This window comes from Aliiroseovarius sp. S2029 (genome assembly GCF_023195575.1).
GTDB classification, from domain to species: domain Bacteria; phylum Pseudomonadota; class Alphaproteobacteria; order Rhodobacterales; family Rhodobacteraceae; genus Aliiroseovarius; species Aliiroseovarius zhejiangensis.
On sequence record NZ_JALPQE010000004.1, the window covers coordinates 125,771 to 150,668 of the forward strand.

The 24,898-nt window shown below is 58.3% G+C and carries 26 protein-coding genes and 1 tRNA gene; 21 read left to right on the forward strand and 6 right to left on the reverse strand.

What is annotated here, in order from left to right:
• Window positions 1-91: 91 nt before the first annotated feature.
• Window positions 92-931: a porin gene (locus MUY21_RS09660; protein WP_248410183.1), complete on the reverse strand. Its 840-nt coding sequence runs from the start codon at window positions 929-931 to the stop codon at window positions 92-94.
• A 295-nt stretch (window positions 932-1,226) separates the two neighbouring features.
• On the opposite strand from MUY21_RS09660, the gene MUY21_RS09665 reads away from it, so the two are divergent.
• The 5 genes from MUY21_RS09665 to MUY21_RS09685 all read left to right on the forward strand — a co-directional run bounded on the left by MUY21_RS09665 (window position 1,227) and on the right by MUY21_RS09685 (window position 6,441).
• Window positions 1,227-1,730 carry a DUF3576 domain-containing protein gene (locus tag MUY21_RS09665; RefSeq protein ID WP_248410185.1) on the forward strand — a complete coding sequence of 168 codons (504 nt, stop codon included), beginning with the start codon at window positions 1,227-1,229 and terminating at the stop codon, window positions 1,728-1,730.
• 74 nt (window positions 1,731-1,804) lie between these two features.
• Window positions 1,805-4,348, forward strand: a complete 2,544-nt coding sequence (gene leuS, locus MUY21_RS09670) for a leucine--tRNA ligase (RefSeq protein WP_248410187.1) — start codon at window positions 1,805-1,807, stop codon at window positions 4,346-4,348.
• Entirely contained in the window at window positions 4,335-4,832 is a 498-nt protein-coding gene (lptE, locus tag MUY21_RS09675) for an LPS assembly lipoprotein LptE (RefSeq protein ID WP_248410189.1), read from the forward strand. The genes leuS and lptE overlap by 14 nt, the downstream gene beginning before the upstream one ends.
• Window positions 4,829-5,854, forward strand: coding sequence for a DNA polymerase III subunit delta (gene holA / locus MUY21_RS09680; protein WP_248410191.1), 1,026 nt, complete (start codon window positions 4,829-4,831; stop codon window positions 5,852-5,854). Before lptE ends, holA begins: the two co-directional genes overlap by 4 nt.
• Window positions 5,851-6,441 (forward strand): glutathione S-transferase, encoded by a 591-nt coding sequence (locus tag MUY21_RS09685; protein ID WP_248410193.1) that lies wholly within the window; start codon window positions 5,851-5,853, stop codon window positions 6,439-6,441. The genes holA and MUY21_RS09685 overlap by 4 nt, the downstream gene beginning before the upstream one ends.
• Here the strand turns inward: MUY21_RS09685 and MUY21_RS09690 are convergent.
• Both MUY21_RS09690 and MUY21_RS09695 read right to left on the reverse strand, forming a co-directional pair.
• The gene (locus tag MUY21_RS09690; RefSeq protein WP_248410195.1) at window positions 6,417-7,613 is read right to left on the reverse strand and encodes a TIGR03862 family flavoprotein; all 1,197 of its coding nucleotides are present in this window, start codon (window positions 7,611-7,613) and stop codon (window positions 6,417-6,419) included. The genes MUY21_RS09685 and MUY21_RS09690 overlap by 25 nt on opposite strands.
• Window positions 7,610-8,935 carry a mechanosensitive ion channel domain-containing protein gene (locus MUY21_RS09695; protein WP_248410197.1) on the reverse strand — a complete coding sequence of 442 codons (1,326 nt, stop codon included), beginning with the start codon at window positions 8,933-8,935 and terminating at the stop codon, window positions 7,610-7,612. Before MUY21_RS09695 ends, MUY21_RS09690 begins: the two co-directional genes overlap by 4 nt.
• 45 nt (window positions 8,936-8,980) lie before the next feature.
• Between MUY21_RS09695 and MUY21_RS09700 the strand changes: the two genes are divergently transcribed.
• Window positions 8,981-9,313 carry an HNH endonuclease signature motif containing protein gene (locus tag MUY21_RS09700; RefSeq protein WP_248410199.1) on the forward strand — a complete coding sequence of 111 codons (333 nt, stop codon included), beginning with the start codon at window positions 8,981-8,983 and terminating at the stop codon, window positions 9,311-9,313.
• Here the strand turns inward: MUY21_RS09700 and MUY21_RS09705 are convergent.
• Together MUY21_RS09705 and MUY21_RS09710 are read right to left on the reverse strand one after the other, a co-directional pair.
• Window positions 9,310-9,942, reverse strand: a complete 633-nt coding sequence (locus tag MUY21_RS09705; RefSeq protein ID WP_248410200.1) for an enoyl-CoA hydratase/isomerase family protein — start codon at window positions 9,940-9,942, stop codon at window positions 9,310-9,312. The genes MUY21_RS09700 and MUY21_RS09705 overlap by 4 nt on opposite strands.
• A complete protein-coding gene (locus MUY21_RS09710) occupies window positions 9,939-10,694 on the reverse strand; it encodes an SDR family oxidoreductase (protein ID WP_248410201.1) in 756 nt (251 codons plus the stop codon). The genes MUY21_RS09705 and MUY21_RS09710 overlap by 4 nt, the downstream gene beginning before the upstream one ends.
• A gap of 117 nt (window positions 10,695-10,811) precedes the next feature.
• Here MUY21_RS09710 and MUY21_RS09715 point away from each other — a divergent pair, with 117 nt between their 5' ends.
• The 8 genes from MUY21_RS09715 to MUY21_RS09750 all read left to right on the forward strand — a co-directional run bounded on the left by MUY21_RS09715 (window position 10,812) and on the right by MUY21_RS09750 (window position 18,388).
• Complete coding sequence (locus tag MUY21_RS09715; protein ID WP_248410202.1) at window positions 10,812-12,158, forward strand: TldD/PmbA family protein; 1,347 nt, start codon at window positions 10,812-10,814, stop codon at window positions 12,156-12,158.
• Window positions 12,145-12,924 (forward strand): 3'(2'),5'-bisphosphate nucleotidase CysQ, encoded by a 780-nt coding sequence (locus MUY21_RS09720; RefSeq protein WP_248410203.1) that lies wholly within the window; start codon window positions 12,145-12,147, stop codon window positions 12,922-12,924. Before MUY21_RS09715 ends, MUY21_RS09720 begins: the two co-directional genes overlap by 14 nt.
• A gap of 95 nt (window positions 12,925-13,019) precedes the next feature.
• Entirely contained in the window at window positions 13,020-14,060 is a 1,041-nt protein-coding gene (locus MUY21_RS09725; protein WP_248410204.1) for a LacI family DNA-binding transcriptional regulator, read from the forward strand.
• Between the two features lie 44 nt (window positions 14,061-14,104).
• Window positions 14,105-14,181 (forward strand) — tRNA-Arg (locus MUY21_RS09730).
• A 61-nt stretch (window positions 14,182-14,242) separates the two neighbouring features.
• Window positions 14,243-15,640, forward strand: coding sequence for a tyrosine-type recombinase/integrase (locus tag MUY21_RS09735; protein WP_248410205.1), 1,398 nt, complete (start codon window positions 14,243-14,245; stop codon window positions 15,638-15,640).
• Window positions 15,641-15,832: 192 nt separating this feature from the next.
• Window positions 15,833-16,705 (forward strand): hypothetical protein, encoded by an 873-nt coding sequence (locus MUY21_RS09740; RefSeq protein WP_248410206.1) that lies wholly within the window; start codon window positions 15,833-15,835, stop codon window positions 16,703-16,705.
• Window positions 16,702-17,325 carry a hypothetical protein gene (locus tag MUY21_RS09745; protein ID WP_248410207.1) on the forward strand — a complete coding sequence of 208 codons (624 nt, stop codon included), beginning with the start codon at window positions 16,702-16,704 and terminating at the stop codon, window positions 17,323-17,325. The genes MUY21_RS09740 and MUY21_RS09745 overlap by 4 nt, the downstream gene beginning before the upstream one ends.
• Window positions 17,300-18,388 carry an MBL fold metallo-hydrolase gene (locus tag MUY21_RS09750; RefSeq protein WP_248410208.1) on the forward strand — a complete coding sequence of 363 codons (1,089 nt, stop codon included), beginning with the start codon at window positions 17,300-17,302 and terminating at the stop codon, window positions 18,386-18,388. The genes MUY21_RS09745 and MUY21_RS09750 overlap by 26 nt, the downstream gene beginning before the upstream one ends.
• A gap of 224 nt (window positions 18,389-18,612) precedes the next feature.
• Here MUY21_RS09750 and MUY21_RS09755 read toward each other — a convergent pair whose 3' ends face one another.
• Complete coding sequence (locus MUY21_RS09755) at window positions 18,613-19,092, reverse strand: SOS response-associated peptidase family protein (RefSeq protein ID WP_282569014.1); 480 nt, start codon at window positions 19,090-19,092, stop codon at window positions 18,613-18,615.
• A gap of 277 nt (window positions 19,093-19,369) precedes the next feature.
• Here MUY21_RS09755 and MUY21_RS09760 point away from each other — a divergent pair, with 277 nt between their 5' ends.
• The 7 genes from MUY21_RS09760 (at window position 19,370) to MUY21_RS09790 (ending at window position 24,431) form a co-directional block, all read left to right on the forward strand.
• Complete coding sequence (locus tag MUY21_RS09760; protein ID WP_248410210.1) at window positions 19,370-19,960, forward strand: BRO family protein; 591 nt, start codon at window positions 19,370-19,372, stop codon at window positions 19,958-19,960.
• Window positions 19,961-20,142: 182 nt separating this feature from the next.
• Entirely contained in the window at window positions 20,143-20,307 is a 165-nt protein-coding gene (locus MUY21_RS09765; protein ID WP_248410211.1) for a hypothetical protein, read from the forward strand.
• 127 nt (window positions 20,308-20,434) lie between these two features.
• A complete protein-coding gene (locus tag MUY21_RS09770; protein ID WP_248410212.1) occupies window positions 20,435-21,052 on the forward strand; it encodes a recombinase family protein in 618 nt (205 codons plus the stop codon).
• Window positions 21,053-21,298: 246 nt separating this feature from the next.
• Entirely contained in the window at window positions 21,299-22,123 is an 825-nt protein-coding gene (locus MUY21_RS09775; protein WP_248410213.1) for a ParB/RepB/Spo0J family partition protein, read from the forward strand.
• A gap of 512 nt (window positions 22,124-22,635) precedes the next feature.
• Window positions 22,636-23,019 (forward strand): hypothetical protein, encoded by a 384-nt coding sequence (locus MUY21_RS09780; RefSeq protein ID WP_248410214.1) that lies wholly within the window; start codon window positions 22,636-22,638, stop codon window positions 23,017-23,019.
• Window positions 23,020-23,055: 36 nt separating this feature from the next.
• Window positions 23,056-23,514 (forward strand): ribonuclease HI, encoded by a 459-nt coding sequence (gene rnhA, locus MUY21_RS09785; RefSeq protein WP_248410215.1) that lies wholly within the window; start codon window positions 23,056-23,058, stop codon window positions 23,512-23,514.
• Between the two features lie 503 nt (window positions 23,515-24,017).
• The gene (locus MUY21_RS09790) at window positions 24,018-24,431 is read left to right on the forward strand and encodes a helix-turn-helix domain-containing protein (RefSeq protein WP_248410216.1); all 414 of its coding nucleotides are present in this window, start codon (window positions 24,018-24,020) and stop codon (window positions 24,429-24,431) included.
• Window positions 24,432-24,898: the final 467 nt, after the last annotated feature.

The following is a 24,898-nucleotide window of genomic DNA, read 5'->3' on the forward strand; positions in this document are numbered from 1 at the left end:
CACCTGTTTGCTAGACTCTTCAATGACAGGTGTCCCAAAAGAAAAGAGCGGGCACAAGGCCCGCTCTTCCCTGAGTAAAAATCCGTTAGGATTAGAACAGCATGATGATGCCCAGGTCGGCTTTGGTCACGCCACCAACTTCGCCAACACCGGCGTTGAAGGTTGCGCCGCCACCCAGGTCGTATGCAACGCCCAGGCCGTATGCGTCAGCCGAAGCAGCACCGATTTCGGTTTCCGAGTAAGCAGCCGAGATGGTTGCTGCGCCCATGGTGTAGGCAGCGTGGATACCGTAGGAGGTGATGTCGTTGTCGTCGTTGCGCGAGTACAGGGCGTTGACCGAGAAGTCAGCGATGTCTGCGCCAGCTTTGACGTGAACGGTGCTGGAGGTGTCGATGTTGCCCCAGTCGTCGTAACCCAGACCAACGTTGAAGTCACCCATCGAGTAGGTGGCTGCAACCGAGGTGATCTCGGTGCCGTTGAAGTCGTGCGAGATTGCGATCCCGAAGTCACCGAAGGTGCCTTCGTACATCATGTTGCCCGAGTCAGCCAGGTCAACCAGGAACTCAGCTACGTTGTCGGTGCCGATGCCGCCATAACCGATGTCCGACAGACCCAGTTTTTCGTCAACTGCCGAACCAACGTCACCGACCGAGAACTTGCCGAAGCCGCCTTCGATGTATGCCGACGAACCGTCAACACCACCGCCAGCAGTGGTCGAGGTGATGTCGACTTCTGCGCCGAAGCCCAGGCCGCCATCGGTTTCACCGGTCATCGAGACCGACAGAGTCAGGTAGTGGTCCAGCGTCCATTCGTCAGCAGCGCCGTCCATATACTCGAAGCCTGCGCCAGCTTCACCCGAGAAGCTGATGTCAGCGGCGGCGAAGCCTGCCGAAGCAACCAACGCGGTCGAAGCGAAGAGAATCTTTTTCATTTCGTTTTCCCTCATGTGTTTCAATAGTGCACCTCAATTCAGGGAAATCCGAATTGAGTATGATGGTTCAATCCACCTTTCCGCCGGGGTTTGCAAGAAATGCGGAACGAGAAATCGGATTGTGGCCAGAATTGGTGCTTCTATGTCACAGTTTTCCGAACCGCGTGTTGCGGATGGTGATATCGCCGCCACACGGCCCTCGGTCTGGCCTGCAAATGCGGCTTTTGGGAAAACGCTTGCCCGCCTGAATGGCCTTATATACTAACAAGAGGAAATTGAGGAAACGGGGCTTTTTATGCGCATGTTCAGGTCTGTCGCATTCGGGATTTCAGTGATTGGTGTGCTGGGGCTTGCGGCCTGTGGCGGTGGACGCGGATCTTTGGGGATCAGCGGTGGTCAACAGCAGCAGCAACAAGAGAACACCGTCCGACATACGCCCCAGGCGGAAGAGCGGCGCGAAACCATCTGGGATCTGTTCACCAATGTGGATGATCCCAACACCACGGTCGAAGTGAACCGCTATATCTGGAATGCCTCGTTGGATGTGCTGAGCTTCATGCCGGTCAAGGCGGCTGACCCGTTCTCGGGCATCATCGTCTTTGACTATGGCCGCCCGCCGGGTGGCGGCACCGCTTACAAGGCCACCGTTTATGTCCGCGACCCCGCGCTGGACGCGCGGTCGTTGTCGGTTGCGCTCTATACGCGGGGCGGCCCGGCCAGCGCAGAAGCCGTACGCAAGGTCGAGGACGCGATCCTGACCCGCGCGCGTCAGCTACGTATTCGTGACGGCAAGCTCTAGACCCGGACCGACCAGAGGATTAATACAAGCGCCGGGCCACACGCCCGGCGTTTTCACATCAAGGACCAAGCCACATGTCGCGATACACAGCCGCCGATATCGAACCGAAATGGCAAGACGCCTGGGACAAGGCCGGGATTTTCACCGCCAAGCGCGATGAAACAAAGCCCAAATACTATGTGCTTGAGATGTTCCCCTATCCGTCGGGCCGTATCCATATGGGACACGTGCGCAACTACACCATGGGCGACGTGATCTCGCGTTACAAATCTTCCTGCGGTTTCAGTGTGTTACACCCGATGGGCTGGGACGCCTTCGGAATGCCCGCCGAAAACGCGGCCATGGCGCAGGGAGGTCACCCCGGCACCTGGACCTATGACAACATCAAAACGATGAAGGGGCAGATGAAGCCCTTGGGCCTGTCGATTGACTGGAGCCGTGAATTTGCCACCTGTGATCCGGAGTATTACGGCCAGCAGCAATCCATGTTCATCGATTTCATGGAGAAGGGGCTGGTTTACCGTAAGAACGCCACCGTAAACTGGGACCCTGTCGATATGACCGTTCTGGCCAATGAACAGGTGATCGACGGTTGCGGCTGGCGGTCGGGCGCGCCGGTTGAACGTCGCGACCTGACGCAATGGTTTTTCAAGATTTCGGACTATTCCGCCGAATTGCTGGAGGCGCTGGACGGGCTGGACAACTGGCCCGAGAAGGTGCGCACCATGCAGGCCAACTGGATTGGCCGCAGCCAGGGTCTGCAATTCAGCTTTGAGCGCACAGATGGCGGCGAGATCGAGGTCTATACGACCCGCCCCGACACGCTGATGGGTGCGTCCTTCATCGGTATCTCGCCTGACCACCCCATTTCCAAGACGCTTGAGGCCGAAAACCCCGAGATTGCCGCAAAACTCGCCGAAATGCGCAAGGGCGGCACGACGGAAGAGGCCATCGAAACTGCCGAGAAGCTGGGCTACGACACCGGCATCCGCGTGAAACATCCGCTGGACCCGAATTGGGAACTGCCGGTTTGGATCGCCAACTTCATCCTTATGGACTACGGCACCGGCGCGATCTTCGCCTGCCCGGCGCATGACCAGCGCGACCTTGATTTCTGCCGCAAGTATGATTTGCCGGTGATCGACACCTTCCTGTCGCTGGACGACCCCAATCCCGTCACAACCGAGGCTTTCGTGCCTCCGAAGACAGAAAAAGTGAAGTGGATCAATCACTTCGCCGGGTTGGACGAGGCCACGGGCGACGAAGCCATCGAAGCGACGATCGCGTTTGCCGAAAAGGAAGGTTGGGGCCAAGGGGTTACGAATTACCGCCTGCGCGACTGGGGGCTGAGCCGCCAGCGCTATTGGGGCTGCCCGATCCCTGTCGTTCATTGCCCCGATTGCGGCGTTGTCGCTGAAAAGAAAGAGAATTTGCCGATCAAACTGCCCGAGGACGTCACGTTTGACGTGCCGGGCAACCCGCTGGACCGCCACCCGACATGGCGCGACTGCGCCTGCCCATCCTGCGGAAAGCCCGCCCGGCGCGAAACCGACACGATGGACACATTTGTTGATTCGTCCTGGTATTACGCGCGTTTCACATCCCCGAACGCCGACACGCCGACGGACATGGACGACGCGAGCTATTGGATGAATGTCGACCAGTATATCGGCGGCATTGAGCACGCGATTCTGCACCTGCTCTATTCCCGGTTCTTTGCCCGCGCGATGAACATCTGCGGCCACCTGCCCGACAAGGCGATCGAGCCGTTCAACGCGCTGTTCACGCAAGGTATGGTGACACATGAAATCTATGTCACGCGGGATGAAAATGACCGGCCGGTGTATCACCTGCCCGAAGACATCGAGTGGACCGAAACCGGCGCGCGACTGGGTGCCTGTGGCACCGAGGTCGAGGTCATCCCCTCGGCCAAAATGTCGAAATCCAAGAAGAACGTGGTCGATCCGGCGCATATCATTTCGTCCTTCGGGGCCGACACCGCCCGCTGGTTCGTGCTGAGCGATTCGCCGCCCGAACGGGATGTGGAATGGACGGCCTCGGGTGCGGAAGCGGCGGCCAAACATTTGGCCCGCGTCCACGCGACCGCGGTGAAAATTGCCGCGATGGATGATGGGGAAGGCGACGACACCGACCTTCTGCGCGCCATGCACAAGGCCATTCACGACGTGACGATGGGGATTGAAAGTTTCGGCTTCAACGCCGCCATCGCCAAGCTGTATGCGTTTCAGAACACGATTTCGAAATCCAAGGCCGGGGGGAAAGCGCAGAAACTTGCGATGCGCACCTTGGTGCAACTCATGTCGCCGATGACCCCGCACCTGTCCGAAGAAATCTGGTCGATGCTGGGCGGTGACGGGCTGATCGCGCAAGCCCCATGGCCCAAAGCGGACGAGGCGATGCTGGTCGACGATACCGTGACCATGCCCATCCAGATCAACGGCAAACGACGCGCAGAAATCAGCGTGCCCAAAGATATGGACAAGGCCGAGGTTGAAAAACTGGCGCTGGCCGAGGATGCTGTCGTCAGGGCGCTGGATGGCAAGTCGCCCAAGAAAGTCATCGTGGTTCCGGGGCGCATTGTGAATGTGGTGGTCTGATCGCCGGTCATTGCTGTTGTCATTCGCTGCCGTGGCGGCGTTGTCGGCCTGCGGGTTTACCCCGGTCTATGCGCCGGGCGGCTCGGCCGAAGGGCTGCGTGGCGCCGTGACCGTGGCCGCGCCATCGGACGCCAACAGCTATGAGCTGGTAAAGCGACTGGAAGAACGCCTGGGCCGCAACCTGTCGGCTCCATATGAGCTGAGCTACAAAATCACCACCCGATCCGAAGATGTCGGTGTCACCCCAAGGCAGGAAATCACCCGCACGCAAATCCTTGGTGCAGTTGAGTTTACCGTGACATCCGTTGCAAGCGGGGACGTGGTGGAACGCGGCAGCCTGTCCAATTTCACCTCATATTCGACCGAAGGGTCCACGGTCTCGACCGCTTCGGTTGAACGGGATGCGAATCGGCGCCTGATGGTGATGCTGGCCGACATGATGGTGACGCGCTTCACCGCCACATTCTCAGGTTGGGGCGAATGAAGCTCGCGCCCCGCGATGCGGCCAGGTATTTTGCCAAGCCCGATCCGTCACGTGCGGGAGTTCTGATTTTTGGGCAAGACGCGATGCGGGTCGCCCTGAAACGGCAGGAGCTGATCGCCAACCTGATCGGCCCGGGCGGCGAAGAAGAAATGCGCCTGTCCCGTCTGCAGGCCGGGGATCTGCGCAAGGATCCGGCGATGCTGTCCGATGCGGTCAAATCACAAGGCTTCTTTCCCGGCCCCCGCGTGGCGTTTGTCGAAGACGCCACGGAAACCTCCGCCCCCGTAATCACCGCCGCCCTGTCGGATTGGCAGGAGGGTGACGCGCAAATCGTCGTCACGGCAGGAAACCTGAAACCCCGTGGCGCGCTGCGCAAGCTGTTCGAATCACATCCAAACGCCTTTGCTGTCGGCATCTATGACGATCCCCCCACCCGCGACGAGATCGAGGCTGACCTGAAACGCGCCGGGATCACTGATATTTCACCCGAAGCCATGACCGATCTGACCGGATTGTCGCGCGAGCTTGATCCGGGTGATTTTCGGCAAACCATGGAGAAGCTGGGCCTTTACAAATTGGGTGACCCGTCGCCTGTCATCCCCGATGACGTGCTGGCGGTGTCTCCCACCTCAACCGAGGCCGGGTTGGATGACCTGCTGCACGCCACCGCCGAGGGACGTTCAGGTGAAATAGGGCCTGTTTTGGCCCGACTTCAGGCGCAGGGTGCCGATCCCGTCGGCTTGTGCATCGCGGCCACCCGCCATTTCCGCGCGCTGCATGCGGCGTCGGCTGATCCGGGTGGACCAAGCCAGGGCATCAATCGCCTGCGCCCGCCCGTGCATTTCAAAAGCCGCGACCGCATGGTCCGACAGGCGCAGCAATGGGGGCTGACGCGACTGGAACAGGCGCTGGAAATTCTGGTCGACACTGATCTGACCTTGCGGTCCACACAGAAGGCGCCGGTTATGGCGCTGATGGAGCGCACTTTGATCCGGCTCGCCATGTTGGGGGGACGCAGATGAGCTATACCGTGATCGGGCCAACCGTGACCCGCACCTTTCGGGTGCTGTGGATGTTGGAAGAGCTGGAGCAAAGCTATGACCACCTGCCTCATGCACCACGGTCCGAGGCGATTCAGGCGCTCAACCCGGCGGGCAAGGTGCCGGTGCTTCTGGACGATGACGCCGCCCTGACCGACAGCACCGCGATCATTCAGTATCTTGCCGACAAGCACGGGGCGTTGACCTACCGTGCGGGAACGCTTGATCGTGCCCGCCAGGACGGCTTCACCCATTTCATTCTGGACGAGATGGACGCGACCTTGTGGACCGCTGCGCGTCACACCTTCGTCCTGCCCGAAGAAAAACGCGTTCCCGAGGTGAAACAGAGCCTGAAATGGGAGTTTGCCCGCGCGGTGGACGAGTTGATGCGGCGCAAGAGTGACGCGCCGTTTTTGATGGGCGAGACAATGACCGTGCCGGACATCATCGCCACCCATTGCGGAAGCTGGGCCATCGCGGCGGGCTTTCCGTTGGAGAATACCGCCTTTCGCGCCTATGCCAAACCGCTGCGCGGCCGGGCGGCTTACCTGCGGGCTTCTGGCGCGTGATCTCGCGCCCAGCGCGCTGCGGCCCGCCCGGCATGACGCCCGGTGGCAAGGCAAGTGGTCAACAGATACCCCCCGGTCGGCGCATCCCAGTTCAACATCTCGCCAGCGGCAAAGACGCCGGGCAGAGCTTTGATCATCAATCCGGCGTCCAACGCATCGAAGGATAAGCCACCTGCGGTCGAAATCGCCTCGTCGATCGGGCGCGGGCCTTGGTGCCGGATCGGCAAGGCCTTGATCAGCGCCGCCAGCGTGACCGGATCTTGCGGCAGAGGACGTGCAAATTCCTGCAACAGCGCGATCTTGGCCGGGTCCAGCTTCAGCGACTTACGCAGGTGGTTTGTCATGCTTGACTTGCCACGCGGTTTTGCCAGCCGGGCGGTGACATCCTCAACGTTGCGGTCAGGCGTCAGATCGACCGTCAAGGGCGCACCGTCGCGCATCGCCCGGCTGACGGCATAGACCGCCGACCCTTCGATCCCCCGGGACGATACAACGAACTCCCCCACCACTGATTCCCCGTCGGCTTGCAGCCGCGCAGGCTTGATGGGCGACCCGAAATGGCGGCTCATATGGGCGGTCCAATCCACCCTGAACCCCATGTTCGATGGTTTGAAGGGGACGCAGGAAACGTCGTTTTCAGCAAGGATAGAGACCCATTTTCCGTCTGAACCCAATCGTGACCAGCTGCCGCCGCCCAGCGCCAGAACGGTAACGCAGGGGGTCAGCACCTCTGCGCCCTCGGGCGTCTGGAACGCCATCTCGCGGCCATTGATCCCGGTCCAACGCCAGTCGCGGCGCAGGACAACGCCCAAATGGTCAAGCCGCGCCAGCCATGCCCGCAACAGGGGCGATGCTTTCATGGTCACCGGAAAGACCAGGCCCGAACTTCCGGTGAACACCTCCTGCCCCAGCTCTCGCGCCCAGTCTTGCACCGCCGCGGGCCCGAACCCGGCAACGATGTCACGCAGCAGGTCGGGGCCGTCGATCTGGTTCAGGAACGTGGCAAGTGGTTCGGCCTTGGTCAGGTTCAGCCCCGACTTGCCGGCCATCAGAAACTTGCGTGCCGGCGACGGTTTGGCATCGGCCACCGTGACGGACGAGCCGGCCTGCGCCAGCATCTCGGCCGCCATCAGCCCGGCAGGCCCGGCACCGATGACCAAAGCCTGTGTCACGCGCCGTCCTGCGCAGGCGCCTTCATTTCAACCACGCGATGCGGATAGGGGATTTCGATGTTGTTGGCTTTGAGCGTTTTCCACACCTGCATCATCACACGCGGAGTGAACTTGTTGCGCCCATCGTCGATGCCGTTCACCCAGAACTCCACCGCGAAATCCACGCCACTGTCGCCAAAGGCGCGCAGCTCACAGTCGGGTTTGCATTCTTCGGGGTCATTCAGCACGAAATCCAGCTCGGCCACCGCCTTTTCGATCAGCTCTGGGATCGCCTCGATATCGCTGTCATAGCTGACCGAGAACGGCGCTTCATAGCGGTTGGCACTGCCTGCGTCCGAGTAGTTGACCACGCGGGTGGTGATGAAATGTTCGTTGGGCACAACAATCCAGCGACCGTCAAACGTCTCTAATATGGCCGCGCGGGCGGTCATTTTGACAATCGTCCCCGCCTCGCCCCCGTCCAGTTCGACATAATCGCCAACCGTCGCCTGCCCTTCCAGCAGAAGGATCACGCCCGAGATGAAGTTCGACGCAATCTGTTGCAGGCCAAACCCCAGCCCGACACCAATGGCACCCCCCAGAACAGCAAGCGAGGTCAGGTTGATGCCCATGATGTTCATCAAGACCAGAAACGCTACGCCGAAGATCGCGATTTCAGCGGCCTTGGCGGCCAGTTCCCGCGTGGCGGGGCGCATTTCCTTCTGTTTCTTGATCGCCTGTCGGGTCTGATCGTTCGACCACCGACCCAACCAGAAAATCGCGCCGCTGATCACCACGAATTTCACCGCAAACAGAAGCGAAAAACTCATATTGCCCAGCGGCACGATGGTTTCGTCAAGCTTGGTCGTCACCGGCTCCAGCAGCCCAAACAGGTAAAGTGCCGCGACGGGGATCAGCACGTAACGTCCCAGCAGCTTCAGGAACGGATCCTTGATGATCTGCTTGACGAAGGCACGGACGGCAAGGAACAGGAAAAGCCGCTTGCCGAACGCAATCACCGCGCCGGACCCAAACAGCGATCGTGTCACCTGTTCGCCGATCCCGGTGAAGGCCCAGGCCAAAAGCGGCAAGAGCAAGGGCAGAAACATCAAAAGGAACAGACGCGCCTTGGCCAACGGGTTCGTTTGGCTACCGGTGGGGGTCAGAACACGTGTAATGACCGGGCCAAGTTTGCGCGCCACCAACCGGGCGGCCAGATAGGCCAGAACCAGCAATCCGAACTGAGACCACGCCGCGGGGGACAACAGCCAGCTTTCCGCCAGCTCCCAGGCCTGATTGAAATAGTCGATGGCCTGATCCACGATTTCCGGGCGGTTCTCCATGCGTGTCCCCTTGTCAAACCCTGAATGCTTGCAAAACTGTGCAGCATGGATAGCGAACTGACCTCAAAGGGCAAGGATTCTGTGCCCCTCTGCGAGCTGTGTGGCAGGCCCATTCCGCCTGAGGTGGCGCAAAGCAAACATCACCTTGTGCCCAAGCTGCGGGGCGGCAAGGGTGGGCCGGTGGTGCTGTTGCATCAGATCTGTCACAACCAGATCCACCTTGAACTGAGCGAGGCTGATCTGGCGCGGCAGTTCAACACGGTCGCGGCGTTGAAATCCCATCCCGGCTTGGCACGGTTCATCATCTGGGTGGCGAAGCGACCCCCGGATTTCTATGCGGTGACAAAGGGAGCGCGGCGGCGGCGCGGACGATTTTAGGCTGTATCAGAGCCTGTTTCAGGGATCATCTGCTTCATCTGGGCCACATGGTCAGCTTGTTGCACGCGCGCGGCATCCGCAAGATCCAGCGCGGCAGTCATCAACGCGTCGCGCGGAACCAACCGGTCCACCAGCCCCCATTGCAGCGCTTCGTCGGCCTGCACTTTCTGCCCGGACATCAGAATGATCTTCGTGCGCGCCGGGCCGATCAGCCCCACCATGCGGCGCGGGTCGGACGGTTGCGGCAGGAACCCCAGTTTCATCACCGGATAGAAGAATGACGCCTCGGGCACCGCGATGCGGATGTCACAGGCCAGCGCCATGCCGAACGCGCCACCCGCCAGCGTGCCGTTCAGCGCCGCAATGGTCAGGCAGGGCGCGGCCGAGACCGCGTTTGACAGCCGTTCCCACACCCCGTCCACCGCAAGGCCCGAACGCGCTTCGTCCAGATCTGCCCCGGCCGAAAAGACCTTGCCCGCACCGGTCAGGATTAGCACCCGTGCCTCGCCCGCGGCGTCCATGGCAATCTGCGCCAAATCCTCAAGCATCGCCTTGGTCAGCGAATTGGCCTTGTCGGGGCGGTTCAGGGTCACGATCCAGACCCCGTCCTGCTTGGCAAGGTCAATCATCCACGCACCTGCGCGCGCTCACGGATCGCTTCGTCCCTGAGCGAGATTTCTTCGCCGAGGAATTCGTTCGCGTCGTCGGAGCACATCCACAGAAGGGCGCGCGCCACCCATTCCGGTGGAATGTGATCCGCCCAGGAAAGCTGTGCGACCGCATTGATCCCTGAATGCTTGATCTCGCGCTGCATCTGGGTGGCAACGGTGCCGGGCGACAGGCCCATCGCGCGAATGCCCCGCCCCGCCCCTTCCTTGTGCAGCGATTTGGTCAACATATGCACCCCGGCCTTTGATGCACAGTAATGCGCCCAGCCCTCCAATACGGTATGCGCGGCACCGGAACTGATGGTCAGGACCGAGCCACCCCCTTGCGCCGCCATGATCGGCATCACCGCGCGCATCCCGTAATAGACACCCTTCAGATTCACGTCGATCACATGACCCCATTGGGCGGGATCAGAGTCTATCAGCGGCCCGATCGGTTCGATCACGCCTGCGTTGTTGATCAGCACATCGACCGTCCCGAATTTCGCAACGGCCGCATCGACGGCGGCTTTCACATCACTCCATTTCGACACGTCGCAGAGCACGGAAAGGGCGCGGTTGCCAATGGCGGCGGCGATCGCGTCGATCTGGGATTTTCCGCGCGCCGTCAGCACCACATTGGCCCCGGCCTGGGCAAAGATATGGGCGGCGGCTTCGCCGATGCCACGGCTGGCGCCGGTGATCAGCACGGTTTTTCCGGTCATGTCTGTCATACTCACTCCTCCTGTCTTCTCAGTGCTAGCCCAGCAAAGTGGTTTAGGCCAGAGTCACATCTTGCGACCACGCGTCCCTGACGTTACCTCAGAGACACGACCGGGAAAGGGATCGATATGACAAACGCGCTCGACCAACTGACACAGCAGCTGCTGGATGCTGCCCGAAAGGCTGGAGCCGATGGCGCGGATGCGCTGGCAGTCGACGGGACGTCAGTGTCAATCGACGTGCTGCACGGCAAACTGGAACATGCCGAACGGTCGGAAGGCATCGACATCGGGTTGCGCGTGCTGGTCGGGCAGCGGCAAGCCTGTGTCTCGGCCTCGGACATCTCGGTGCAGACTATCGAAACCATGGCCGAACGCGCGGTGGCCATGGCCCGCGAAGCACCCGAAGACGCACATATCGCACTGGCATGCCCTGACATGCTGGCCCGCGACTGGGATTTGGCGGCGCTGGAGCTGCAAGACCCAACACCCGAGCCAGACCCGGCTGATCTGGAACGTGACGCCGCCGAGGCCGAAGCCGCCGCATTGGCCGTCAAGGGCGTTTCGCAAGTGTCCAGTAGTTCCGCAGGCTATGGGCGGCACCAGTTCCACCTGGCGACCAGCAATGGGTTTTCCGGCGGCTATGGGCGCACCCACAGGGCCATTTCCACGGTCGCCATCACTGGCGAAGGCGCGTCGATGGAACGTGACTATTCCGGCGAAATGCGGACCTTTCAGAGCGACTTGCCATCGGCGCATGAGGTCGGAACCAAAGCCGGCGACCGCACCGTAGCACGTGCAGGCGCCCGCAAACCCCCGACCGGTGCCTTTCCGGTGCTTTACGACGAACGGATTTCTTCGTCGCTGATCGGGCATCTTTTGTCGGCGGTCAACGGGGCGATGATTGCGCGCGGATCATCCTGGTTGCGCGATGCGCTGGGCGAACAGGTCTTGCCCAACGGCATCGACCTGATCGAAGACCCGCATCGCCCGCGCATCTCGGGTTCGCGCCCATTCGATGGCGAAGGTCTCGCAACGCAGATGCGCAAGATCATTGATGGTGGGACGCTCACCGGTTGGACACTCGACATCGCGACGGCCGGGAAACTGGGGCTGCACAGCACCGCGAATGCGTCGCGCGGCACCTCTGCACCGCCGTCGCCGTCAATCTCGAATGTGACCCTGACACAGGGCGATTTGTCCCGCGACGATCTGATAAAGCAGATGGGCACCGGGCTGCTTGTCACCTCAATGATCGGATCCACAATCAATCCGACCGCCGGAGATTACTCGCGCGGTGCCTCGGGCTTCTGGGTCGAGAACGGGAAGATCGCTTATCCGGTCAACGAATGCACCATCGCGGGAAACCTGCGCGATATGCTGCGCCGGATCATCCCCGCCAATGACGCCGAAGCCCATCTGAGCCGTATGGTCCCCAGCCTGCTGGTCGAAGGAATGACCATTGCCGGTGACTGACGACCTGTCCCTGCTGATCGCGGCCGCACAGGATGCCGGCAAAATCGCGGCGCGCTATTTCCACGGGTTTGCCGACCGTTGGGACAAACCCGGCGGTCTGGGCCCCGTAACCGAAGCCGACCTGGCCGTGGACCAGATGCTGCGCGAGGAATTGACTGCCGCACGGCCTAATTATGGCTGGCTGTCCGAGGAAACCGAGGATGGCGCAGAGCGGCTGAAGGCCGAGCACGTGTTCATCGTCGACCCGATTGACGGCACACGCTCCTTCATCGAAGGATCCACCACCTGGGCGCATTCGCTGGCCGTCGCACGACGTGGCCGCGTCGAAGCGGCAGTGGTGTATCTTCCCTTGCGTGACAAGCTCTATGCCGCCGCCCGCGACAAAGGGGCGACGCTGAACGGCAAATCGCTGGCCGTCAGCCCGCGCCGTGACCTTGAGGGTGCCACGGTCCTTGCCGCCAAGCCCAATTTCACCCCATCGCGCTGGATAAATGCCACAGTGCCGCCGATCACCCGCGCCTTCCGATCCTCGCTGGCCTATCGGTTGTCGCTTGTGGGCGAAGGGCGGTTCGACGCAATGATGACCCTGCATCCGACATGGGAATGGGACGTGGCTGCCGGAAGCCTGATCGTCGAAGAAGCGGGTGGCACGGTCAGCGACCCGGCCCGTCGCCCTGCGCGTTTCAACAACCCGGTGCCCCAGTTGTCAGGCATGGTTGCCGGAGCGACGGCCATCCACGACGCGCTGCTGACGCATCTGGCCTAAAAATGTTAGGCTAACATCGGTGTGAAAAGAGGTCATTGCCAAGAATGACTTTATCGCTAACATGAGCGCATTCCCCTTTGTACAAGGATGCCATTGTGACCGATTCAGCCCCTGCCCGCCACCGACGCCCGCTAACGCTTCGTGATGTTTCCGAAGCCTCTGGCGTCAGCGAGATGACGGTCAGTCGCGTGTTGCGCAACCGGGGGGATGTCAGCCAGGCCACGCGCGAACGTGTGCTTGAGGCGGCGAAAGACCTGGGCTATGTGCCGAACAAGATCGCAGGTGCGCTCGCCTCGCAACGGGTCAACCTTGTCGCGGTCATCATCCCCTCGCTCAGCAACATGGTGTTTCCCGAGGTGATGACCGGCATCAACGAGGTGCTGGATGAAACGCCGCTGCAACCAGTCGTGGGCGTCACCAACTACAACCCCGAGCGCGAAGAAAAAGTGCTTTACGAAATGCTGTCCTGGCGCCCGTCCGGGGTAATCATCGCGGGTCTGGAACATTCCGACGCGGCCAAGGCGATGCTGAAGGCCGCCGGCATTCCGGTGGTCGAGATCATGGATACCGACGGCCTGGCCATCGACGCCTGTGTCGGCATTTCGCACAGGCGGGCGGGCCGCAAGATGGCCAATGCCATCCTGAAAGCGGGCTATCGCAGTATCGGTTTTCTGGGCACCAAGATGCCGTTGGACCATCGCGCCCGCAAGCGGTTCGAAGGCTTCACCGAGGCGCTGGCCAAGGAAGGCGTCGAGATCGTGGACCGAGAGTTCTACGAGGGCGGCTCGGCGCTGGCCAAGGGGCGCGAAATGACCGAGGCAATGTTGAAGCGCACACCAGAAATAGATTTTCTGTACTATTCCAACGACATGATTGGCGCGGGTGGGCTGCTGTATTGCCTCGACCAGGGGATAAAGGTACCCGGTCAAGTCGGTCTTGCTGGTTTTAACGGAGTTGAACTGCTGGACGGTCTGCCCCGACAGCTTGCCACGATGGATGCCTGCCGGATCGAAATCGGCCGCGCCGCCGCCCAAATCATCGCAGATCGCAGTACGGAAAAAGGTGACAGCGGCGGCGGAGAGCGGATTGAACTGACGCCCAAGATCCAACCCGGCGACACACTCCGACGACGCTAAACCCCGCTGGACAAGCCGGGTACCGGACACTATTCCACCCAAACGGCCCCGTGGCTCAACTGGATAGAGCAGCCCCCTCCTAAGGGGCAGGTTGCAGGTTCGAATCCTGCCGGGGTCGCCAGATCAAAAAAATATTGCAAATCAAATACCTTAAGAGGTAGTGGGAACTGAGTTGTGGTGTAATGGACACCACCGAGGGACACCACTGGAGTGCAGCAGTGCAATACATCGAACAACCCAAGGGACAGGGAACATCGTACCGATTCAGAATGAAAACTCCCAAGGGTCTACGTGGGACACCAAACCCATGGGCGAATGAAAAGCCATTCGGGATGTGGATTATCAGGCCGATGGGCGGCGAACGGCATCTGCCCAGCGCCAAGAAACTTCGCGACATCTATCTGGCAGAGGTCCGCAAGTTAGAGATCGAATATCGGGTGCGGCAACGGTTCAGCTTGGAGAAGGCGGAAACTTGGGCTGATGCCTTGCGGACAGAACGCGACCCAACCCTTATACGTGATCTAATCTACGATGAGGCCGAGAGGGCACCAGTAGATGAACGGCAGGCATTCCTGAAAGTGGCCACTGCGACAACCCTGCCGTTGTCAAAGGCTGTGGAGCAGTATCTCGGAGCAAGGGCACCTGATAATCCATACGGCATTAAACCACTTGGCAGAACGTCCGCTAATGAGGTGGTCACCGCCGTGAACTATCTGTGCGCCTTCCGCGAAACAAAACCCGAAGCACTCTTCCTCGACGAAATCACACCGGAACTGGTGGCCGAGTTCCAACACGACTTCCTCCCCAAACAGATCTCCAAAAAGACAGGAAGGGGCCTTACACCTGCGACCGTAACCAAGCTTGTCGGTATGTTACGGGGTCTCTGGCGCTGGGCGCTGGCGAGAAAGAAGGTGAAGATGGATGGTAATCCGTTCAAGCCACCCGAAGACGATCTCCCAAGAGCGAAGAAGGCGAGCGAACCGAAGCGCGACCAGTTCAAGCCCGACGAAACCAAGAAAATTCTGGAAGCGGTGCCTCAAGGTGACCGTTTGGGCGACTTGTTCCGTGTCGGGTTGGTGACTGGAGCGCGAGTGACGGAGATTGCCAAGGTGACTGTATCGGACACGAAGGAGGATGGTTCCGTCTTCCTCATTGCAGGGGGCAAGACCGACAACGCCAAACGAGTGGTGCCGGTACCGAACATCGCCCAGCCCATTATCGCGCGCCTCCGTCTTGAAGCTGTCAGCGGGGATAAGGAACGCCTCTTCTACGCCTTTCCTATCAACGCATCAACAGGCACCGCCAAGTCCGCCTCAAAGGCTTTTACCAATCTGCGCCGGAAGGTGCTGGGACGAGAGTCAGATGAACGATTAGCATTCCATTCACTTCGACACACATGGAAGACGATATCCCGACGGGCAGGATTGACTATCGACGACGCCCACGATCTTGGAGGGTGGGCTGGGATTAAGCGAACTTCAGACCCCTATGATCACGGACTAAATAGCAACGAACTTGCAGCCGCACAGGAAAAGGTCGCAGAGCTTCTACAGAATGAGGGCTATCTCGAAGGCTATTGAGGAAGACCGCGTAAGCATGCGTTACGCATTGAGTCTGTATCCTATTGCGAGCAGCAGGCATCCGAGGAGATGGTTTCCATAGGCAAGGGCGGGAAGCGGAAATTCGATGCGCCAGCGAGTTAATCTTCGGGTTGGGCTACAAAGGGACGGCACCCTACAGTCCGAGAGGGCGCCGGTTCTTTGCAGGCTTTCATGCAGACCAGCTGGGCGTACGCACAGCTAAAGAAACCTTATCTCCCCGGTGACATTCTGCTTTCTCGAGAAACAGCGGAAACTGGCAAGTGTTGCCACATCGGCCTTAAGGCGCTATGTGCCGAGTACAGGGATGTGTGTCAAGGCGCACCTTTCCGATTGTTTGGAGGACCGGACTTGGCGGTAGAAATCGAACGCTCGCACTGGTCGATCGTGCTTCTGGGTAGTTTCAACCCTTCCATTTTTCATCCCGCTTGGTTCGCCCAGAACGAGGTGATCTCTAAAGAACACGCAGGGACTTCCGAAGTTGACGTCATTCATAATGAGGTAGCTTCAGTGACGCTTGGCAATCAAATCAGAGTTACTTGCGAAGCGAAGAGGTTTCAGGTGGAAGCTTCGAAAGCGCCGGAAATCCTTCTGCTCGATCTGGTATCCAAGGTTTTCGGAGATTTACTTCCTCACTCGCGAGTACAAAGCTTCGGGATCAATAAGTCTGTCCATTTCCGCGCCTCTTCGCCGGAGAAGAGAACAGAGATTGGTAGGATGTTCGCGCCGACCGACCCCTGGGGTGAGTTTGGAAAGCGCATCCAAAGCAGCGAGGGAGAACAGGTTGGCGGATTGATGTCTCTCAGAATGAGGGAAATAAAAAATGACGAGGACACAACAGGATCACTTGAGGCTCGCATCGAGCCTTCGCCACTGTTAGACAGAAGGAGTGGTGTTTTTGTTGCTGTGAACCGCCATTTCGATATTCGCGACTACAAAGAAGGCTCCGGGGCAATTCAGGCAATTAGAAAACTTGATCAAGAGTTTGCTCAAGCACTAAGAGATAGCGATGAAATTATTGATTCTATTGCGAGTATTTCGACATGAGCGCAACCGCCTTTAAAGAGATCGACCAAGACGCGAGCACGTCAGGAGATCAAGCGCGGGAGGAAATGAGTTTTTTGCCTCTCGACTTGTATGGCAAAGAGTTGTCGGACGAACAGACCGCAAAAATGGACTTGTCTGCAGACCGGTTCAAGGCATGGGACGAAGTTTTGGAGCAGCACTTTATCGGCATCGGCCTTGATATAAGCCAGTCTAAAGTGTTTCGTCGTCCGGCTGTCCGCAGCCACCATCAAGTGCGTACCAATCCTTCCACAACCGGTAATGTCGTTGAGTGGGAAGGGGTTGTCGAAACAGTCGAAGAAGGTGAGTTTTCCGCTCGACTCGTAGCGGTGAAGGGGTCAAAAAACGACTTCGACGAGTTTACTGATTTTGATCTCTCCGATGTTCAACCCGGCGACCGTTATCTAGTCGAGCCGGGCGCGATTTTCAGGTTGTTGATGGGAACTCAAGCAATTGGAGGAACCCGGGAAAAGGTCTGGAATATCGTGTTTCGCAGATTGCCCGCTTGGAAAAAGAGTAGCGTGCACGACGCGCAACAGCGCCTAAATGCAATGTTCGATGGTATCGAGTGGGTAGATGCAGCACAAGCCGAAGGCGACTGAAGCCGAGATCACGGTTTTCGGCCCGGGTTATGGTGAATCGGTTGTCGTCCACATTGGCGATGGCAGATGGTTCATAGTCGACTCGACACTCGCCACTAGAGAAGGCGAACCCGCATCTATTCGATACCTTCGATCGCTCGGCGTTGAGTTTGAAACCTCCGTCGAACTGGTAGTCATAACTCATTGGCACGACGATCACATTCGCGGAGCGGTTGCGACAATAGACGCTTGCCCGCGTGCGAAAATCTGCGTTTCTCAGGCTCTGACGCAAGATGAGTTCCGAAAGTTTGCCGGGGCACTGTCCTCGAACACTCAGTCGGCACATGGGTCAGGCGTCGATGAATTCATTGGTGTGGTCCAGAGGATGATGACGGTCGGACGCGGCCCCCAACGAGGAAGCCAAGACAAGCGCATTCTGTCTATAGGGGGGGATCATCTATCACACGCACAGTCCTTCGAACTCTGGACTCTCTCTCCTTCGGATTTCCAAACCACAGTAAGTGAAGCAAAGTTTGCAGAGCGACAGCCCGAAGCCGGGAAGGCAATCAAGCGTGCTGTTCCCACCGGACCGAACAACCACTCTGTGGCGCTTTGGCTCGTGTTCGGTGACGCAAATGTAGTCCTCGGAGCTGACCTCGAAACAACGGCAGACCCTCGTGCGGGGTGGGAATCTGTCGTCTCGTCGAGTAACCGTCCACAAGGACGTGTCGGTTATCTCAAAGTACCTCACCATGGTTCCATCACTGGACACCATGACGGCCTGTGGGATGATGTTCTCGAAGAAAATCCAGTGGCAGTCCTTACACCTTGGAATCGGAACAAAGGCCTCCCTCAGGCATCCGACGTCGCGCGGCTTGGAGGATTGACGGCGAAGCTTTTTCTGACGGCACCGACGAATGCCTTGGTCCGTGCGAAGCACGATCATGAGGTAGAAAAACTGATGCGAAAGTTCGGCGTGAAGACTTTCCGACATCCGACAAATATTGCGGCAGTGACCGCGCGACGGGAACTTCAGGACAGCCTCGGAGAGTGGATCGTTACTAAATGGGAAATGAGCAACTAGCTTGTAAGTGCCGCGCCGGGGGAAGGAAGCGAGCAGTTATTTCACCAAAATTGTTATAGCTGGTTGCCCACACAACAGTATTTGTTCGACCAGAAATCGGATCAAACGATCAGAATCCTCTCTTGGGGAAGTGATACTGCAGCGATGTATATTGTGACCAGTATCCGATTTAGGCTGGGTATGCTCTGTTGTTCACTCGCTAGAAAACTTCTCTCCGTCCATAGCTAGTCCAACTCAATCAACTCCGGCCCGTCATCTTGAGCACCAAACCTCCCGACCGGATAATGGTGAAGCCGCGACTCTGCCCCCAGTTCCTGAATGTCATCACTTCCAGACAACCACGCCTCACGCTCCTGAATATTGAGGAACACAAGCATACGATGATGAATGCTGTCAACGTCGGCATTGGCCGCGCGGGTCATCATCGTGCAGGTTAGCAGATCGTTCCAGAGGGACGCCAACCCAGATGCCCAGAGCGTCGGTTCGTTTCCGCCGGACAAGATCACATGGGGCTGTTTCTGACCCTTCGCGCCGGTCCATTCATAATAGCCGCCCATAGGTATCAGACAGCGCCCATGTCGCCACACAGCGCGAAAGCTCGGCTTGTCTTTCGCATCCTCTATTCGCGCATTGAATGTCGTGGCCTTCCAGTCTTTCACCTCTCCCTTGTGCCAGGATGGGATAAGCCACCATCGCGCTTCCATAGCGATCAGAGGCGAACCTCCGAAGAACTAGATGTCTTGCGTCGGTGCGACGTTGTAACGACGCGGACCACGCGGCGGGATGATCACGGGATGGCCCGGAAACGGATTGATCTTTGTTTCTGAGTGCTCTTGGTCCGTGCCTCTCAGGTTGGGGTCGATGAAACGCCCACACATATCGAATTCTCCCGTGGTTAACAGGATTGAGATTATGCCTGCGTCCTAGCCCTCACAAGGTATCGCTACGACATACAATGTATCGTTCGAACAGCCCCTTTCGGTGCCCGAGAAGGTGGACCCTGAAGGCAAACCCGAGGTCAGCACTTACGACTTCAATGGGATGTCCCTTCGGGTGGTCCAGATCGACGGCGAGCCGTGGTTTTCAGCCAAGGACACATGCAATGCCCTAAGCCTCAGAGGGTTCCCGTCACAGTTCACGTCGCGCCTTGCTCCTGACGAGCGTATGGTCCTTGAGAAGACTCGCATTCAAGATGGAGGTCTTCTTGAACTGTTTCCGGGCACAACTGCCCGTGTCCCCCTGATCTCCGAAAGCGGCCTCTACAAGCTGATCACCCGGAGCGACAAGCCTGCCGCCAAGCCGTTCCAAGAATGGGTGACCCGCGACGTGCTGCCCTCGATCAGGAAGACCGGAAGCTACAGCCTGACGGATGGCGTTGAGGCTTCCCGTGTGGTGGCCGGTGAGATTGTCCAGAACAACAATGCGGGGGCTATCGAGAGCGAGTTCAAGGCGATAGTGTCCACACGGGCCAACCGTCGCGTTCAGCAGATCGCTGCCCTGAAGGCGGAACTGCACGAGCTTGAGACCGCACAGGTGATCAGTTTCAATTTTATTTTCACCACAAAATTCTAACACCCAGAAATAGATAGGGCGGCCCGCGAATTTCCCCCGTGGGGGCACCCCTAACACGCTGTCCGCTCCGCATGCGGGAAAACTTCATAAGTGCAGATCAGACAATGAGTTCACTAATACTCCTCCGCCGCTGGTGTATTGATCAGGCGAAGCGCCATCCCCCGCCTTCACAGAACACCCCAATGATCATCTTCGACAGTCGCTTCGGTCCCTTCCCAGTCCTCGCCCAGCACGAGACCGTTCGGCATTACTTCAAGGTGACTCGTGAGGGGCCGGGGGAGATCATCCTCGACCTGCCGTTCGCCAGCATTACCTTCACAAACCATCACCGCCCCGCACAGGCGTAATATTAGGGTATACTCTCTCATTACATGTGGCCGGGTAGCAGATGGTGTAACATATGACTTGACTATCCACTTTTGTGACAGTAACGAAAATGCAGATACCCTATCGTTACACTCTGGAGACCCGACCATGACAGCCCATCTTGAAACACTGCGCCAGACCGTTGAAGCCCGTGGAGGTGCCCTTGTCGGCTATGCGAGGGTATCCTCTGCGGGTCAGTCGCTTGAGGTCCAGACCGCCGCCTTGGAGTACGCCGGTGTGGCGCAGCGTCACCTGTATGCCGAGAAGGCCAGTGGAACGAAGCGCGAGGGGCGAGACCAGTTGGCGCATATGCTGCGCAGCTTGCGGCGGGGTGATTGTCTTGTCATCACGCGGCTTGACCGTCTGGCCCGTTCGACCAGCGATCTCCTATCCATTGCTAAGCAGGTAGACGAAGCCGGGGCTGATTTCGTGGCGCTTGAACAGACCATCAACACCACTACGCCAGAGGGGCGGCTGTTCTTTACAATGGTTGCGGCCTTCGGTGAGTTCGAGACCGAAGTTAGGAAAGCACGACAGATGGAAGGTATCGCAGCCGCCAAGGCCAAGGGCGAAGACAGCCCGTTCAAGGGCAGACCCGCGAGCATTGATGCCAAGAAGGTCATGCAACTTCGTGAAGAAGGCGTCGGACCTGCGGAGATCGCCAGACGGCTCGGCATCAGTAGGCAGTCGGTCTACCGCCTGACGCGCCAGACAAGCACGGCGTAGAACGCATTAACCCCCATACAAGCCCTAATAGAACCGCAAGAACAACGCACCACCTAAAAGCTACCCCCCCAACCACCACAACGCCTCGCGCCACCGCTTTCCCAGATTTGCTCGCCCCGGTGACCCTCCAGTTGCCGGGGTGAATTTCGTTTTGGCGGGTGCCTTTCAAGGGGCGCGGCCAATGCTTTTCGCAGTTTGTCACATCACCAAGCACACCCAACCCCGCATGCAAAAAGGACAGATGACATGCAGAACGGAACTTATACGACCATCGACCGCAACAAGATCACGACGGACCACAGCTTCAGGCTCCGCTCAGGTTCCGACAGCGCGACCCACTTGGCCGCCCTCAGGAAGACCCTGCGGAACACCGGGAGGCTGGACCCTGTGCTGGTCTGGCAGGAGGCAGACGACACGGGCACGCCTACGAGCCGTTTGGTTCTCCTTGATGGACATTACCGACTTGCCGCCTACCGCGCGGAGCAATCTGCCGGGAAGATCGAAGGCCGAGGCATCCCTGCGGTGATGCTGACAGGGAGCCGTGTGGATGCCCATCTGGCGGCCCTAACGGCGAACTCGAAGGACACATTGCCGTTGACCATGCAGGAGCGGCTTAACGCGGCGTGGCGGCTGGTGCTGACATATCGGAACGGCATCTCGAAGCCCCGCTTGGCGCGGGCCTCAGGGGTTTCTGAGCGAACCATCCTCAGTATGCGCCAACAGATAAAGAAGTTCGCCGAGGCAGGGGAAACCCCAGACGGCAATTGGCTGATCGACCGCAGGTTCCCCGTTAAGGGCGACTATGAGCCACCGTCAGACGAAGCACGGCAGGAAATGGTGGCAACCCTCTCTCAAGCCCTCAAAGCTGCCTTGAATGAGGTGAGAACCCATGACGTGGAAATCATCGGAGACGCGCTACAAGAAGCCCTCGGGGTGCGCCAGTTGGCCACAATCGCAGATTACCTCGGGGGTGGTGATGAGGAAGACGACAGGGACATCGGATGGATGGAACCTGATATCAAGGAAGGGGGTTACATTGGTGCCGATAATAGCGACGCAGATGACTTTTAGGGCAACCACCCGAGAACCCGAGACGTGACCGCGAGGTTGGACTGAACGCCCCCAAACCACGCAACCCTAGACCACGCAAATTGCGCGGTTCTCATAATCCAATCAAGCCCCTGTCGGACCTTCCGGCGGGGGTTTTTCTATTCCCAGGAAGGAAACGCGAAATGCAAATATTGCCAGTGCTGCCACGAGCGCATCAACATGAGCGCAAGCGCCAATCCGAAACTACCGACGCATCCCCAAGTATTGTCGCACAACTGCTCCCAAATGTCCGCGTCATAACCTGCGCTGCGAACCTCCAGTGGATTCTCCAAAAGCGAACGAACGGTGGCGGGCAGTTCCCGTGGAGGGCTGTTGGGTACTTCCGAACCCGGCAAGCTCTAACGCGAGCGTCCGCAGCCTCATGTGGCCGTGAGCAAGTACCCCACGATGCAATGACCGCTCTGGACGCCCTCCCGGAGAACTTCCCGGACCTGCCCAGCACCAACCGCCACCGCCCAGAATAAGGAAAACCAATGACCAAATCCTACACCCGACCGATCAAAACCAAGGCGTCAGCCGTCGGCGAGCGTAATCGCACCCGATGGACCCGTCATCTACGAAGCAAAGTAATCTCGTTGACCGCGACACCAGCAGTCATGGCGATAAAGAATGCGTCCGCCTTGAATGCAATCCATGGGCAAATGAAATCACCGAGCCGAGCGGGCTGGGCTGATCGCCCGCGCTGGGTAACGACCCGCCTGCGCATTGACCAAATGGCCGTGCTCGAAATGCTCCAAGCTCGCCACCTCAAGGCCACAGGGAAGGAAATCTCGCGGGCAGAAGTTCTGGCTGCCCTCATGGCCGAGGGTCTCGAACGCACTCTGAATCACTCCAACTTCGGCGGCAAGAACGCCTGATGTCGGAACCTCAAGCTACACTGAAAAGGAAACAATATGACGACTAGCGAATTCACAATCCACACCGACGGTTCTTGTATCGGCAATCCCGGAAAGGGCGGTTGCGCGGCGATTATTCGGCGATATGAACGTGACACCGAGATTGAGAAACTGACCATCGCAGACAGCGCGGTGGATACGACCAACAACCGTATGGAATTGGAAGCCGCACTGAACGGCCTGAAACAAATCAAACGCGATGAGAAGGCGAGGGTTACCGTCTATTCCGATAGCCAGTATCTCATAAATGGCATGACCAAATGGCTGCTTTCATGGCAACAAAAGGGATGGCGCGGCTCAAACGGTAAAAACGTCAAGAACCGCGACCTGTGGGAAGCCCTCATAGCCGTTTGCGAAGGGTTGGATGTCCATTGGGTGTGGGTGCGTGGCCATGACGGGGACATACGCAACGAGGAGGCGGACAAGATGGCCTTTGCAATGGCGAACGCCGCATAGCATCCGTGCGGTATCAAAGCGGATGATATTGCTCGGTGCAGCGCGGGCGATGCCATAGCAGCAACTAAGCCGGGAGATCACGCGGTGGTGTAAGGTTCACTACCTGAAAGGTACACCACCGCAAGCGCGGTATAATGTATTTATATCAAATGCTTAGAAGCGATCTTCCGCCTATCACTTCCCCTCCTGCCGGGGTCGCCAAAATTACAAATAAAAACAAATTACTACAAAGATTTCCTTGTAGGTTCTTGTAACAACTTACGTGATTTTACGCTTCATTGCGGCACGAAATCGGGAACTATCCGTACAAAACCTGTACAATACTGTCCTAGTTGGTTGCTGGTCACGCAAAAACCAGCCAACAAAAATCCCGGCTCGGCGGCCACCGAAACCGGGATCAATGTAAGTAAAAAAGCTACCAGCTTTCACCCACTGCATAGCACTGAACAAGCCTCATTTGCAACTCTCAGGATGCGAGTCCTGTCCCATGATGAGGTGCAATCATGACTCAGGATTTAGTGCACAACGGTTTGCCGAACGGCTTAACTCGATGGCAGTTTTTTGGGCTGATCCAGACAGCCCGGCGGCAGCTTGGCTTTAGCAAGGGCGCAATTTCCTACCTGAAAGTAGCGTTGTCCCACACCATGGACGAAGACTATCTTTCGGGTCGAATTTGTAGCTTTTGGACTTCAGTCACCAAAATCGCCACACGGGCTGAAATTGACAGGCGGCAAGTCACGCGTATTGAAGCAGAGTTAATTAACAAAAGTTGGCTTGTAAAAACTGCTTCTGATCACAGCACGCGCTGTGGATCGCGTAGAAATGGCAGGATCTGTCAGGAATTTGGGATCAACCTAGCACCTCTGATCGAACGCGCAGCTGAAATTCAGGCAGCTGCCCGCAAGGCGACCTTCTAAGAGGCCGAGGAAGAGCGATTGCGACTCAGGATAAAGAAACTGTTTTGTCAAATCCGCAAACACTGCGCCGCAAACGCGATGCAAGCCGCTGAGGAGATTCTCCCGAACCGCCGCCCATCCACAATCCAAAACTTTGAGCGCCTTAAACAGGTAGCTGAAGCTTTAGAAACCGTGTGGGAAGATTTTTCGATAGACACCAGTATTAGTGAAATGTCCCACCAGTCGGACATTTCACCCTTACCCAATACACATAAGAAGAGCAAAATTATAACTTGTAGGGCAACGAAACAGGATACGCAGCGACCGATACGCACTCAGCCAGCGCGAGTGGCCCTATTGGCGAGCAAGCCCTTTCAGGGACTCATTCAGCAGTATTGGTCTGTCATAGACCTTGGCGGCCCGCCTAGTTGGAAAAGCGTTCAGATGGCAGCCAGGGATCGTGCCGATCAGCTGGGTATTGGGTCAGA